At 37.4% G+C, this 14905-nt stretch carries 16 protein-coding genes; 14 read left to right on the top strand and 2 right to left on the bottom strand.

All coding sequences use genetic code 11. From position 1 onward, the window contains the following. The first annotated feature begins 2 nt into the window (after positions 1–2). The 5 genes from HNP25_RS00510 (at position 3) to HNP25_RS00490 (ending at position 3258) form a co-directional block, all read left to right on the top strand. Positions 3–242: a hypothetical protein gene (locus HNP25_RS00510; protein ID WP_184128497.1), complete on the top strand. Its 240-nt coding sequence runs from the start codon at positions 3–5 to the stop codon at positions 240–242. Between the two features lie 352 nt (positions 243–594). Further along, a complete protein-coding gene (locus HNP25_RS00505; protein WP_184128494.1) occupies positions 595–1890 on the top strand; it encodes an AAA family ATPase in 1296 nt (431 codons plus the stop codon). Further along, positions 1875–2438, top strand: a complete 564-nt coding sequence (locus tag HNP25_RS00500) for an RloB family protein (protein ID WP_184128491.1) — start codon at positions 1875–1877, stop codon at positions 2436–2438. The genes HNP25_RS00505 and HNP25_RS00500 overlap by 16 nt, the downstream gene beginning before the upstream one ends. 234 nt (positions 2439–2672) lie before the next feature. Continuing rightward, entirely contained in the window at positions 2673–2942 is a 270-nt protein-coding gene (locus tag HNP25_RS00495) for a helix-turn-helix domain-containing protein (RefSeq protein ID WP_184128489.1), read from the top strand. A 40-nt stretch (positions 2943–2982) separates the two neighbouring features. Continuing rightward, entirely contained in the window at positions 2983–3258 is a 276-nt protein-coding gene (locus tag HNP25_RS00490; protein ID WP_184128486.1) for a hypothetical protein, read from the top strand. Here HNP25_RS00490 and HNP25_RS00485 read toward each other — a convergent pair whose 3' ends face one another. Continuing rightward, positions 3259–4161 (bottom strand): hypothetical protein, encoded by a 903-nt coding sequence (locus HNP25_RS00485; RefSeq protein ID WP_184128483.1) that lies wholly within the window; start codon positions 4159–4161, stop codon positions 3259–3261. 217 nt (positions 4162–4378) lie between these two features. Here HNP25_RS00485 and HNP25_RS00480 point away from each other — a divergent pair, with 217 nt between their 5' ends. The 5 genes from HNP25_RS00480 (at position 4379) to HNP25_RS00460 (ending at position 10849) form a co-directional block, all read left to right on the top strand. Continuing rightward, positions 4379–5041, top strand: a complete 663-nt coding sequence (locus HNP25_RS00480; RefSeq protein ID WP_184128481.1) for a hypothetical protein — start codon at positions 4379–4381, stop codon at positions 5039–5041. A 133-nt stretch (positions 5042–5174) separates the two neighbouring features. Further along, positions 5175–6719, top strand: coding sequence for a type IV secretory system conjugative DNA transfer family protein (locus tag HNP25_RS00475; RefSeq protein ID WP_184128478.1), 1545 nt, complete (start codon positions 5175–5177; stop codon positions 6717–6719). A gap of 34 nt (positions 6720–6753) precedes the next feature. Next, positions 6754–7548, top strand: coding sequence for a hypothetical protein (locus HNP25_RS00470; protein WP_184128475.1), 795 nt, complete (start codon positions 6754–6756; stop codon positions 7546–7548). Between the two features lie 168 nt (positions 7549–7716). Continuing rightward, positions 7717–10470 (top strand): MobF family relaxase, encoded by a 2754-nt coding sequence (gene mobF, locus HNP25_RS00465; protein WP_184128473.1) that lies wholly within the window; start codon positions 7717–7719, stop codon positions 10468–10470. After that, entirely contained in the window at positions 10454–10849 is a 396-nt protein-coding gene (locus HNP25_RS00460) for a hypothetical protein (protein WP_184128457.1), read from the top strand. The genes mobF and HNP25_RS00460 overlap by 17 nt, the downstream gene beginning before the upstream one ends. 44 nt (positions 10850–10893) lie before the next feature. Here the strand turns inward: HNP25_RS00460 and HNP25_RS00455 are convergent, their stop codons facing one another. Further along, positions 10894–11379 (bottom strand): hypothetical protein, encoded by a 486-nt coding sequence (locus HNP25_RS00455; protein ID WP_184128454.1) that lies wholly within the window; start codon positions 11377–11379, stop codon positions 10894–10896. 220 nt (positions 11380–11599) lie between these two features. Between HNP25_RS00455 and HNP25_RS00450 the strand changes: the two genes are divergently transcribed. The 4 genes from HNP25_RS00450 to HNP25_RS00440 all read left to right on the top strand — a co-directional run bounded on the left by HNP25_RS00450 (position 11600) and on the right by HNP25_RS00440 (position 14697). Then, positions 11600–12286, top strand: coding sequence for a recombinase family protein (locus HNP25_RS00450; RefSeq protein WP_184128449.1), 687 nt, complete (start codon positions 11600–11602; stop codon positions 12284–12286). Further along, entirely contained in the window at positions 12270–12455 is a 186-nt protein-coding gene (locus HNP25_RS21640; protein ID WP_221432352.1) for a hypothetical protein, read from the top strand. Before HNP25_RS00450 ends, HNP25_RS21640 begins: the two co-directional genes overlap by 17 nt. An 11-nt stretch (positions 12456–12466) precedes the next feature. After that, on the top strand, positions 12467–13789 hold the full coding sequence (locus tag HNP25_RS00445) for a radical SAM/SPASM domain-containing protein (RefSeq protein ID WP_221432351.1): 1323 nt from the start codon (positions 12467–12469) through the stop codon (positions 13787–13789). Between the two features lie 287 nt (positions 13790–14076). Further along, complete coding sequence (locus HNP25_RS00440) at positions 14077–14697, top strand: DUF6088 family protein (RefSeq protein ID WP_184128446.1); 621 nt, start codon at positions 14077–14079, stop codon at positions 14695–14697. Positions 14698–14905: the final 208 nt, after the last annotated feature.

Here is a 14905-nt window from a genome sequence, read left to right as displayed (position 1 = left end):
CCATGGCAAAGCAAGTCGAATCTATCAAACATACAACCACTACTCGCCCACATATTCCTTCTAAAGAAGAAGCTGGCTATGAAGATGCTAATAGCACTGTACAAAATGGGAAAAAAGTGTTAGAACTATCTAAAAATCCTGTGAACGCAAGTTCGTACGGGTTCGATTCCCGTCCCCGGTACAGTTTAAAGAGGGTTTTTACAGTAAAATGTAAGAACCCTCTTTCATTTGGTACAACATAGGTACAACATTTTTTTCGCATAAATTAGGGCAAAAAAACTGTAAATTCCCTGAAAAAAATTCAAAAAATTTATCATTCCTACGCAAATAGATTTGCAGCTAATAGCTGCTGCTATCATCAACTCTTCAATAACACAAAGATAAAATCATTTATATCAAGTTTTTAGCTTAAATTAAACCTCAATCTCCCCAAAGGTTTTTTTTGTAAACAAGTTAAGCAGCACATGAATATAGATATGGTTGTATTAACTCGTCATCTATAAATACCATAAAATGAGAAAAACCCTCATTTTATAACACTTATTGAATATTTTTCTTATTTTTGAAAAAATATCTCATTAACGCCCTTGTATCATGTTACTTGAATTCTCTGTCGGAAACTATCTTTCAATTAAGAATAAAACAACGCTTAGCCTATTCGCTACGCCTATCAAGGAGCATAAAGAAACAAACATATTTTCTACTGAGCGATATGAGTTACTAAAAGGTGCAGTTATTTATGGAGCTAATGCCAGTGGAAAAAGTAATTTTATTAAGGCAATGTCTACGATGAGAAGATTAGTGCTTCAATCGTTTGAGCAATCCTCTGCTGATGAGTTGGATATTGTCCCATTCCTTTTGAGTACAGAAACTGAAAAAAAACCTTCATTTTTTGAAGCTGTTTTTATGGTTGATAATACTCGCTATCGCTATGGTTTCGAAGTAGATAACCATACCATCAATGCAGAATGGCTCTTTGAAGCTCAAAAGCACACGGAAAAACCATTATTTATCAGAGAGCATGACGGGATAGAAGTCATGAGCAGGTCTTTTCCCGAAGGTAAAGATTTAGAAGAACGTACAAGAGATAACGCTTTATTCCTTGCTGTTGTAGACCAGTTTAACGGAAAAATTGCCAAAAAAATCATGAAATGGTTTAATAACTTTATTACTATCTCAGGATTAAAACATGAAGGGTATAAAGGCGTAACTTTTGGAATGTTAGAAAATAAGCAAACTCAAAACACTCTATTGGATTTCTATAAAAAGCTGGATTTAGGATTTGATGATTTAGCCATTTCTAAAAAACCTTTCGACCACAAAGAGCTACCCAACGATTTGCCTGAAGGACTGGTAAAACAGTTACTCACAGATTTCGAGGGTGCATTTAAAATCGACATCAAAACTATTCACACAAAATATGATGCAAAAAATAAAGCCATTGGACAAATAGAGTTTGATATGCGTAGTCAGGAATCTTCTGGTACAAATAAATTATTCAATATTTCAGGACCTGTATTTGATGTACTTAATGATGGAGGTTTACTCGTAGTTGATGAATTGGATGCCAGTTTACATCCTCTATTAACATTAGCCATTACAAAACTTTTTAACTCCAAAGAGTTTAATCGTAATAATGCACAGCTAATTTTCGCTACTCATGATACAAACTTATTGAATTACGGCAATTATCGGAGAGACCAAATTTATTTTGTCGAAAAGAATAAGTATGGTGAATCTGAAATGTATTCACTTGTTGAGTATAAAGAAGAAGGTAAAGCTATTCGAAAAGACCGTTCATTTGAAAAGGATTATATTGAAGGTCGTTATGGTGCTATTCCATTTATTGGTAATCTTTCAAACGTAATGACGGAATGGCAAGAAAAATAAAAATTCCCAATGAACAATTAAAGCGTTTTGCAAGGGAAGAAAAAAAGAGAGAAAGTAATTTTAGAAACAAGCGTAAATATTACCTCATCGTGTGCGAGGGTGAAAAAACTGAGCCTAATTATTTTCAAGGATTAAAAGAAGATTTGCCAAAAGGTGTCCTAACTTTTTGCCAGATAGATATTGAAGGAACTGGAAGAAATACACAATCTCTGATAGATGAAGCATTACGATTGAAAAAAATCTATAAACAAGAAAGTCATATCTCCATAGACAAATTGTGGGTGGTTTTTGACCGTGACAGTTTCTCTCCAAATGATTTTAATAATGCTGTGTTACGTTGCCAAAACTCTAACCCAATAATCGGCTGTGCTTGGAGTAATGAGGCATTTGAACTCTGGTATTTACTCCATTTCCATTATTATAATCATGGAATGAGTAGAAAATATTATCAAGATTTAATCGAAGAAAACCTAAAACCAATTTTAGGAAATGATTACAAATACCAAAAAAATAGTACTGAAATGTACTCAATATTAAAAGAACATTGAAACGTAAGCAATGCGATTAGAAATGCTGAAAAGTTGGTGGGAAATTTTGAAGGCAGATACGATTATTCTAATCATAATCCATGCACCATGATACATACATTAATCCAAGAATTGTATGGGTTAATTAAGGAGTTATAAATGCCAGAAGATAATATGTATAAATATGATGGAGCTTATCAAATAATTTTTTAAATTTAATTGACTGTTTCATCCACCCTCTTCTCTTCAAAATTCATGCAAGTCATCTGCTTAGAAGAATCTGCCTTTTATGCTTTAGTCGAACAGGTTGTTGCTCGGCTAAAAGAAACCAACAAAGTGGAAAAGGAAAAATGGATTTCTGACGGGCAAGCCATGCAACTCCTGAACATCAAATCAAAGACTACATTACAGAAGTTGAGGGATGAAGGGAAAATTAGATTTTCTCAACCGCAAAAGAAAATCATCCTCTACGACAGAGATTCCATCGACAAGTATCTTGAGGGCAATGTTCATAAAATATTTTAGCTATCGCAAGATTTGACACCTTATAAACAACAATCAAACAATGAACGAGCAAGAAAATACGGATTTATATATCAAAGGCTTTAATCAAGGCTATATGATAGCTGCATACGAACCAGAGCTTTCAGAAAAACTTTCAAAGACGACTGGAGAAAGTTCTTTCATCTCTGGCATTCAGGATGGAAGGCAACAATACTTGGACGAAAGATTTAAAGAGAAAATGCCGTCTTGGTTGAAAAATAATCCTTTTGAAGAAAAGGATAACAAACCCATGACAAATGATAAAGATAAAGACTTTGATATTGAACATGAGCGATAGCTAGTCTCTATCTCTATCTTTATCCATACCAATATCCTTTGAGTTTTCAGAAAAATCATTCATCTGCGGATAATCATATTGAGTCACAAAATTCTCAGGCGTATTTTTAGATTGGGTTTCAGATTTTGCCATTTCGCTTTTATCAGGCTGGTTAGCATTTTGCTTATCAGTCATATCCTTTGTTTTTTCTGAAATTTCATTTGATTTTGGCTGTGCATATTGAGCCATGTATCTCTCAGGGGTATTTTTGGATTCTGGTTCTTCTTTTTTAGTTTCGCTTTTACTTGGTTCGCTGTCTTTTGCATTTACAGTCATTTCGTTTGCATTGTCAGCAAAGTCTTTGTCCTTCGGCAAATCATCTTGACTCACATGCTCCTTGTCTGAACTTTTAGTTTGTCCATCTGATTTTGTCGCTTGGTTTTTATCAGGTTCAGTTACAACTACATCTTTCTTTTTACCAAATGAATATCTTTCGTAATAAATGCTTTCAATACGGTCAAATGGTTCTCCATTTTGCTTTTGTCCCTCCTTTTCCATTCCAGTTTTATATTTGTTATCACTCAATTGATAATCGACAACTTCTTTAATTTTTTTTGCTTTATCGGGTTCTACATTCTCAAGCCCTTCATCTAACCTTTTGTAGAAATCGTCTTTTATCTGTGCTTTTTCTTTATTCCATCCAGCAATCCTACTGTCATTACTTTGTGAAATATCTGATACTCTACCGTATTGAGGACTTCCATATTGAGGAGGTCGATAGGCAAATTGTGGACCTCTGTCAGGTCTGGTATTATTAATTTGAGTGTCGATGGCATCTATTTTTGCCCTTGCCTCTTTGAGTGGTTCTTCTAAATGGCTTAACTCTTCAGGCAAGATTGTCTTTTCTTCATCTTTGGTTTTCATACTCCAAAATTTTATTGATTAATAATAGAACACACTAAATATAAGAAAAATATCTTTCTGCAAATCAGACACTTAGTATTTTTTTATCTTCAAAAGGCTAATTCCCAGGAATGTTCATTTCAATTATCAGCTAAAGAGCATTAGGATTAAAAGTGTTGAATCCAATGAAAAATATGCTAAAATAACAGGATTGTTTCTTGTAATGGAGGTGCATTAAATGTTCTCTGAATCGGCACAAAAAATCATTGATGAACGTTTTGGTGGTGATGCCAAAGCCTTTGTACAAGCCCATATCCATTCAAGGAGAGGTGCTCTCAATTGGAATGATATTATCACCAGCGAAAAAGTATTTCCTGAATACGCTTCAACGGTCGATGATATTATAGAAAGATTATTGGGCTATAGTCCCCCAACTTATCTTACACTTCCCTACGAGTCCTTTTTAAGAGCGGTAGTGTATGGCTATCATAATGGTAGTATTTCACAAGATGAGATGCTTGAGCAGTCAGAAGAATATATCAAACTTATTCGCAATAAGGATATGGAAGATTATAGCTATTTGTATCATTCACGAGAAGAGTATCAGCAATATTTTGAATACTTGCCTGAATACAAAGAAGTCGTCAAAAATAGATTTACCAAATTTCTGGGCTATGAACCCAAACTTGAACATTCTGTGATTGCCGAAATCTTGACAAGAGAATGCTTTGTTCAAGATAGATTTATTCTCCAAGAAGGCATTCTTTCTCAAGCTGATATTCGAGCCATTACCATCATTAAATACCGAGAGGTGTTAATTGAGCTTGGTAGAGAAGAGGCAGATAAGTCTCCATTGATTGCGATGGAATTACGCTACCGTGTACTGAACACCGAAAATTAGAACAAAAAGATAACCGACTAATAGACAGCTTGTTATATTTATAAAAAATATCTACAAAAAGTTTTGTAAATTAACATGCATTCATATAACTTTATTATAAGTACCTAAGTATAAACCTTATAACTCTACGTCTATGGACATTCACGACCTAGACTTTCCAATTTTACAATTCCCCTCTTCTGCCCATGAACAATCCACATGGACAATTCGACATGCCGTTGAAGGTGTGCAGATATTTGGAGGCATTGGCTCTGGTAAAACTTCTGGCTCTGGTAGAATGCTTGCCCTTAAATATTTAAAGACTGGATTTGGTGGATTGGTTTTAACAGCCAAACCAGACGAAAAAGAGTTGTGGCAACAATACTGTGCAGAGACCAACCGAACAAAAGATTTAGTTATCATCGAACCGAACGGAAAATACAGTTTTAATTTTCTGGAGTATGAATCTACACATACGGATTCCAATGAAGCTATCACTGAAAACATCGTACAGGTATTAAAAACAGTAATTCGTGCTGGCTCAGAAAAAGACAGTGCTAAGGGAGATGACCCTTTTTGGGAATCCGCATTGGATATGCTTATTTTCAATGTCATTGACCTTTGCAAGATTGCTTATGGCTCTGTTTCTGTGCAAATGATGTATGATATTGTTCAGACCCTACCAAAAGCCACTGACCCGCTTCCTCCAAGTAAAGAGAATGAAGATGATGAAAATGAAGATGGTGAAAAATCTGAAGTTACTGCCTTTTTAAAAGCCTATGATTTGGCTTATGACAGAACTTATGAAAAGATAGATATTTGGGATAATACACTTACATCTCATGAAAAGGAGGAGCTAGAAAAAAATGACTTATACTTTCATGAAGCAATGAATAATGTAGCTGAAGCCAGGTTATTAAAATTTTTAGGAGAGTTCTTTTTTGACAGCTTTAAAAACCTAAGTCCTAAAACACGCTCAATTATAGAATTCACATTCACAGGCTTTCTATTTAGATTGCTTCGAGAACCGATATACTCAATGTTCTGTCGGAACAAATCTAATATTACTCCTGACGATTGCTTAAATGGCAAAATCATTGTCGTCAATCTACCCGTAAAAGTTTATCACAAGGTGGGGCGTGACTGTCAGATACTCTTCAAATATATCTGGCAGAGGGCAATGGAAAAGCGGAATATAAACAATAACAGACGACCTTTATTTCTATGGGCAGATGAGGCTCAAAATTTCTTGCATGAGCATGACGCAGAATATCAGGCAACGGCAAGAAGTAGTCGCATTTCCACCGTGTATATCAGCCAAAACCTACCCAATTACTATGCCTCTATGGGTGGACAGAAAGGTGAATACCGTGTCAAAAGTTTTCTTGGAACTTTAGGGACAAAGATATTTCATGCCAATGCGGATATAGAAACGAATAAATACGCCTCGGAATTAATTGGGGATACAACCTTTTTTGACCCTTCGAGAACCATCACCACTTCTACAGAATTTTCACAAAGTGATAGTTTATCGCTTAAAATTGACAGGCATGTAAGACCAGAGAAATTCATTAGTCTCAAAACAGGTGGCGCAAAAAACAAATTTAGAGTGGAAGGCTATTTTCATCGACAAGGTGATAGTTTATCTGGAAAAAAGAATTTTATTAAAATGGATTTCGACCAATTATTCAGACCATAACAAACAATTTTCTTAACTAAAACTATCACACACAATGAAAAAGAACCTGTATTACCACACCGTATTCGGCAGAAAAAATGTGATTAAAGAATTTATTTTTAACTCATTTTTAGACATGGCTTCTGGACCCCGATTATTATTAGAAGTATTTACGAGAACCAAATTTGGAGAACGCTACTTTTCATTTTCAACAGCTATCATTTTTACAGTGGTATTGGCACTCTATCCCATCATTGCTTCTAACATACCAAGCTTTGACAATTATGCTTATGGTAGAGAAGCAGAAGAGACTGGCATTGGGACAATTCTTAGTAAGTATTTCACTTGGTATGCTTACTTAGGAGCATTCATGTACCAGTGTATTAAGCGTCGAGAAGAAATAAAGAGAGAACCTTCTGTTTTTGATTTCGCCCGTTTCAGTCTTTCAACTGGGGTCGTCAATCCAGCTTTTTATGATTTCAAAATCAATGGTCAAACCCCTACTCCACGTCAAGTTTGTATCCTGTTAGAACCAGCTATTTTCTTAGGCTTTGGTATCTTATTGGCTATTTTCCAACAAAGCCTCGGTTATTTACTGATATTTTGCAGTATTGTTTACTCCTTGAGTTGGAAGGGGGCTTATTATAAAGGCGACCAATTTGTCATGGATAAGATTGACAAACTGATTGCCAATGAGGAGATGGTTGATTCTTTTGTTAATGGACGAAAGCCAGAAGAAACCCGTGGTTTTGAAACTTACGGTAAAAGACCAGAGAATACTGATTTTAGGCGAAAAGTCGCTGAAAGCTTTTTTGAAAATGACGATGACGAGCCTGTACAGGTATTTTAAAGCTCCTAAGCTGTGCTTAGGGAAGATGTCTGATGAAATTTATTTACTTAATACTGTCTATTCCTCGGCACAGCTTTTTACGACTATCTGATTTATCCAAGATGAACAGGCAATAACATCCAAAGAAACATTCCCAGAGCGTTTACAGTACCCTTAAAATCCCTGAGCATGATAAGAATGATTCAAAGCACATCGGCTGCTCATGCGAAAGCCTACTTCTCTGAGTCCCTTTCTAAGTCGGATTACTATATCAACGACCAAGAACTTAATGGACATATTCAGGGAAAATTGGCAGAACGTTTAGGGATTAGCGGTATTGCCAACAAGGAAGCGTTTTTTGCCCTCTGTGAGAATGTGAACCCAGCAGATGGTACTCCGTTAACCCCCAGAAAAAGAGAGGAACGGACGACAGGCTATGACATTAATTTCCATTGCCCCAAATCCGTTTCTATCTTGCATTCCCTTTCCAAGGACCATCATATCCTCAATGCTTTTCACGAAAGCGTGAAGGAAACCATGCAAGATATTGAAAAGGATAGCAAAACCCGTATCCGAAAAAATAATGTCTTCGATGACAGAGATACCCAGGAACTGGTATGGGCTGATTTTGTCCACCAGACGGCAAGACCAGTAGAAGGTCATGCTCCAGACCCGCATTTACACGCACACTGCTTTGTCTTTAACGCTACATGGGATGAGCAGGAAAAACAAATCAAGGCTACTCAGTTCAGGGATATTAAACGAGACATGCCATATTACCAGACCATGTTTCATAAACGGCTTTCCGATAAGCTTATCAAACAGGGTTATCAAATTCGAAGAACAGAAAAGTCCTTTGAAGTGGAAGGCGTTCCTAAAAACGTCATATCCCTGTTTTCAAAACGCACGGATGAGATAGGTCGTATTGCCAAAGAAAAAGGCATTACCGACATTGATGAATTAAGTTCGCTCGGAGCAAGAACCCGTTCAAAAAAGCAGACGGGGTTAAGCATGGCTGAATTAAAAGCTGAATGGAAACGACAAATTAAAGAATTGGATAAGAATGGACAGGAAGAAGGCGAAGAAGGAAATATTCGCTTTGCTCCTGAAAAAGAAAAAACTGCCCTCACCTCCAAGCAATGTATTGATTATGCCGTTGAACATGGCTTTGAACGAGCTTCTGTTTTGCATGACAGGCGTTTGCTGGAATCGGCTTATCGTCATAGCATCGGCGATGAATCCATTTCTATGGATGAAATCGACAAGCATTTTAAGGAGGATAATCGGATTCTTCGGGTGAAAGAACAGTCTAAAATCCTATGTACTACCCATGACACACTCAATGAAGAAAAGTGGATGGTCAAGCTGGCAAAAGAAGGAAAAGGAAAACTTAAACCCCTTTATACAAAAGTACCTCAGCTTAAATTAAATGGACAACAAGCAGAAGCTGTTAGTCATGTGCTGACAACCACCAATCGGGTCTCTATTATCCGTGGAGTAGCAGGAACGGGCAAAACAACGTTAATGCAAGAAGCCGTAGGCTTGATGGAAAAGGCTGGCAAGAAAGTAACTGTTGTTGCTCCGACCGCACAGGCTTCCCGTGGTGTTTTAAGAGAGGAAGGTTTCAATAAAGCAGAAACCGTTGCCAAGCTGTTAACTGACCAAAATATGCAGAAGCAATTAGCCAATCAGGTTTTATGGGTTGATGAAGCTGGATTGCTTGGTACGAAAGATATGACCTCTTTGCTTGAAATAGCCAAAAAACAGAATACAAGACTTATTCTGGGTGGTGATACCAGACAGCATTCAAGCGTTATCAGAGGAGATGCTTTGCGTATTTTAAATACTGTTGGCGGCATTAAAACCGCTGAGGTAAGCAAGATTTATCGCCAGAAGGATGAATATTATCGTTCAGCCGTAGAAGACCTATCCAAAGGCAATGTGAAAGATGCTTTTCAAAAACTTGATAGCATGGGTTCAGTAAAAAGCGTATCACCGCTAAAGCCCAATGAAGAGTTAGTCAGTGACTATGTAGAAGCCCTTAAAAAAGGGAAATCTGCTTTGGTAGTTTCGCCAACCCATCAGCAAGGGGATGAAGTCACCGAAGCAATACGAAAGAAACTTAAATCGGAAGGATTAATTGGTAAAAAGGAAATCAAAGCGACAAAGCTCAATAGTCTTAATCTGACGGAAGCTCAAAAAAGTGATTGGAGAAACTTTGAAAAAGGACAAATCGTCCAGTTCAATCAAAACAGTGCCGGCATTAAAAGGGGTAGCCTTTGGACGGTGCAATCCTGTGCTGAAAATGAAGTCATGATTAAGAATGAAAGCGGTCACACCGTTCCGCTTCCTATTCAAAAGAGTAGCGATTATGATATTTTCTCCAAAAGTGAGATGGCTATTGCCAAAGGTGATACAATCAGAATTACCCGCAATGGTTTTGACCAAGAGAAAAACAGGCTGAACAATGGGCAAATGTTAGAAGTGGTTTCAGTGAGTAAAAAAGGAGATATGGTACTACGCAACCCTATCAGTAAAGGAACGTATCAACTTAAACAAGATTATGGTCATATCGCTCATGCTCATTGTGTGACTTCCCATGCCTCACAAGGAAAGACCGTGGATGAAATCTTTATTTCTCAGCCAGCATCAACTTTTCCAGCGACGGATGCCAAGCAATTCTATGTTTCTGTATCCCGTGCCAGAAACCGTGCACACATTTACACGGACGATAAAGAGCAATTACTTTACCATGCCTCAGAGCTGGGTGAAAGACAATCTGCGATAGAGCTTGTCAGTAAGAAAAAACAAACCGATGAAATGGTTCATCATCAAATTAGAGATGATTTGAACCGTGCTTCCTCAGAGCCTGACAAAACAAAGCAAGCAAAAAAAGATTTTCTGATAAAACCAAATTACGAAGATTATGAGCCAAGATTATAAACTACGTTACGACCAAATACGGGAAGGAGACCCGACAAAAACTAATGCCCCTGCCCCATCAAAGAAGGATGAATCAATGGAGGTTTATCAGACACCAAGCCATGCTCGTAACCTTTGTCTGGTATGGCTTGATAGCAAGCGGATGTTTTTCAATTACGCCTACCTTATATCTGGTGAATATTCAGCAAATGGAGAAAAGAATGTTATCCTTCTTCATTTCGCTTCTTATACGGTTCAACTGCAAGGGTATGGGTTAGAATCTATTTTCATGAGTATTCTTGACCATAGCCCCAAAATAATCACAATGACAGATGAAAGATATGTAGTGGATGGTATTGAGTCGGTGGTAATTGATATGCTGGTTGAAAAAAAAGAATGAAATTGCTTTTTCTCAACCATTTTACTGCCCAAACGTCACATTTCTTACTCAAGCACAACTTTCGTTGCAAATTTCTGAAACCATTCGAAACTGCGTTTTACATTTATCTGGTTGTCGTAAATATCTACGCCTTTCACCGTTAGTGTCAGGACAGAAAGCTGCTTTCTTATTGCCTCGATATTACTCTTAGTATCATCCAAAGTACACTGCATGGAAAAAACAACCAATGAAGAGCCTGGCAAGACTGTCTTGGGTGTGTATGGCGTGACTGGAACAGATTGATAAAGCCGTGGGTTGATTAACAGACAATCTTCAATGCTCTCCAGCACTTTTCCATTTTGCTGAAAACTCAGCCCTTTGATGATATAAGGACCGATTCCGTTGTTGTGCACATAAACGGCAAGAAGAGCATCGCTATCAATCAAATCGACCTGCACCAGCGGTTTTACCGATTTTTGATTGTGAACACGTTGAAGGTACGACTGATAGAAGGTTGCAAGCAGGGCAAGAATTGAAAGAGTAAGAGCCAATTGACACCATCCTTTTAGGGGTTTGTACAATTTTTTTGTCGAAAATTTGTACATGAATAAACCATCGTTAATCCGTTAACAAAAACGCCTCATTTATCAAAAAATCCTCCAGTACAAGCTATTGAATTTCAGTCGCTTTACTTTTCTTAGTAATCAATTTTTAACGAATTTCTGTTCAAAGATAGACGATGGTTTACTCATGAACACAATGGAGCAATCAATGCTACCAGCAATCGCCTATTACCGTGTCTCCACTGATAGGCAGGGGAAAAGCGGTTTAGGGCTGGAAGCTCAACAAATAGCCGTGCGACAATATTGCAGTCTCAACAACTATCATCTGGTATCGGATGTGATTGAAATAAAATCTACACGAAAGCATCGTTCTGGATTGTCTGAAGCGATGGAATTATGCAGGCAAAATCGAGCAACCCTAATTGTTGCCAGACTTGACCGCTTGGGACGTGATGTTGAACAAATCGCAAGCGTCGTCAAATCGAAAATAAAAATTGTGGTGGCAGACAACCCTCATGCGAATGAACTGACTATACATATCCTAGCAGCCGTTGCCCAAGACCAACGACGTAGGATTAGTGAGACGACGAAAGAAGCCTTAGCGGCTGCACGCAAGAGAGGTGTCGAACTTGGCAAAAACGGTAAATGTCTTTCGGTTGCCAATCGAAAGGCAGCAGATGAGTTTGCTTCCCAATTATCGCCCTTAATAATGAAGTTTAGGAAAAGAGGAATTATTTCCATTCGTGCGGTATCGCAGGAACTCAATAGAAAGGGAGTGCCGACCTTCCGCAAAGGTGGGAAATGGCATCCTACAACCGTTTATACATTGATAAACCGACTGAACAAGCAACAAATCAATCATATAACTTATCAAAGCCATGCAAAACACAAATGAAAATGACCTCTTATTTGATGATGTCAAATTTATTGAGAATAGATTAGGAAAATCTTTTCCTATAATAGTCGCAGGAAATCTTAGCCCAGATGGCAATTGTTCCAGCTATGTCTCAATTGATGATAATGACTGCACTAATAATAGTGTTGGTAATATAAATCATCAATAAATGCTCAAATAATGAAGACGCTGATACCTCAAAAAGCCCCAGCATTACTGAGTAACCTCATTGGCAATGACTATGCCTATGCGGTAAATTGCTCATTCCCCCATTCGTTCCGTTTGTTGAACCGTCGCCAGTATGAAATACTACTGGCGGTGAATGGTCGGGATGATGTGGATACTATCGCAAATAATTTTGGTATATCCTGCGAGGCTTTGGAGCAGTATCTACAGTTATTGAGCAAGACTGAAATCGTTGATTTTGACAGCCATTTCAACAAACCTCAAAAACCTTCTGTACCGAAATCTCTTAATTTCTGGATTCATACAACGAATGCCTGTAATCTTGGGTGTAGTTATTGCTATATTCCAACGCTCAACACTGGCAAGGGAATGAATGAGACAGTACAAGCACAGTTGCTCTATAAAATGCTGGAAGTTGTCAGGACAAAAGGTATTAGGCATATAAGACTACGTTTGGCTGGCGGTGAACCAATGGGGCAGTTTGCTAAATGGAAAACATTCATCCCAGAAGCAAGAAAAGCGTTAGCTACTGCTGGATGTCAATTTGAGGTAGGGTTTGCAACTAACCTGACACTATTAAACGATGAAATTCTTTTATTTTCTAAGGAGCATGGCATAGGCTATGCCGTATCGCTGGACGGTGTGGAAATCATACATGATGCTACAAGAAGTTTTCGTTCAGGAGTTGGTTCGTTCGGTTTGGTTGATGCCAATCTGAGGAAATTATTGAGTGAGGGAATTGCTGCAACGGTCAACACGGTTATTACTAATTTGAATCTGGCAGGCTTGCCTGAGCTAACACGTTACCTTATTGCCCTTGATATTCCCTTCCGTTATTCCATCGTAAGAGGAGAACATATTGATGCGGAGTTGTTGGATGAGTATCTTTCAGCTTCATATAACATCATGCTGGATGCAATAGAAAAAGGATGGACGTTTTCCAAACGCTATCAGTTTTGCGACCTGAAACCGAATGAGCTTGGATTTCAGACTTGTACCTCTGGGTTTTCAGGCGGTGCTATCTATGTTGATGGCTCTTTCAAATACTGTCATGTGCAGTTTGGAGAAGATACACCTTTCGACTATTCTATCTTTAATGAAGATATTGACCTTGTTGATATGATTGCGAATGGTGAACATCATGAAGAAGAAAAATCAGATGATTGCAAAAAATGCCGTTATCAGTCCGTATGTACCAGCGGTTGTCCTGTTTACCGTGTGGATGGTAAAGACCCACAATGCAGCCTTTATCACAGATTTATCCCCAAATATTACGAATTACAGGCGATGGAGCGATTAAAGTTATTAGGAGGATAAATATTCCTGATAATTTCTAAAGTAGAACTATTACAGAAACTGTTAAATGAACAATTTAGAAATCTCTTCCGAAAGTGTTGACTCCCTATACCTGCCTGAACCCCAAACATTTATTACAGGAAATTCCTCCAGAAATTCAACAATCTATGCTTGGCTATTTCTTTTAATTATCCTTGTAATTATAACACCTTAATTTATATTTACAAGGATGATTAAAAGGAAAAATATTCAAAAATGGAACAATACCTAAAGGTTGTATCTTTTAAATTACTCAATCCTTTTAACTAATGGATAGGGAAAAAGTCATGAAACTTGATGAACTGAAATCGCATTTAAAACGAGGGGGCGTTTACCGAAGAGCAGATTTAGCACAATGGTCTAAATCTGTGGACGGTCATATCAAAATCCTTGTAAAAAGCGGAGTGCTTCAAAAGCTATCACAAGGACTTTATTACTATCCAAAGAAAACAGTTTTTGGACAAACTCCTCCAAATGAAAAAATCTTGATGAAGCAGTTTCTTAAAGATGACCGCTTCTTAGTGATTTCACCTAACCTCTATAATACATTAGGCATTGGCACAACACAACTTTACAACAAAAAGCTTGTGTATAATCATAAACGTCAAGGTGATTTTATAATTGGCAAGAGAACTTTTTCATTTTGTATAAAATCTCACTTTCCTAAAAAAGTAACCAGAGAGTTTTTATATGTTGACCTTCTTAACAATTTAGAAAATCTGGCTGAGGATAAAGAACAAATTTTGGAAAAGATTTATTCAAAGATTCAATCTCTCAGCGTGAAAAAATTACGACAGGCTACTCAACTTTATGGCAGTGTTAGAACCAAAAAACTTTTAGGAAAACTGTTATCATCACAGTCCAATGTATCAAATACTATCTCATCATAAAAATATTAATGCTATATATAGCATTAAAACAATGTAGAACTATGCTGTACACAGCATAGTTCTAGAGATTTAAAGTTATTACAAAAATCTGGTCAAGGTTTCCACTGACCAGATTAGATTTTAATTTATTAGGCTTTAATCTTACGAACCTTAACCCAGAGTCAACAGGCTCTGGCGTAAACATGGTCTTGAGACATTAAGGGTACTG

The organism is Arcicella rosea, assembly GCF_014204325.1.
In the GTDB taxonomy this organism is placed as follows: domain Bacteria; phylum Bacteroidota; class Bacteroidia; order Cytophagales; family Spirosomataceae; genus Arcicella; species Arcicella rosea_A.
Note: the sequence above shows the minus strand (reverse complement) of the source record. Positions and strands in the feature narration are given on the sequence as shown.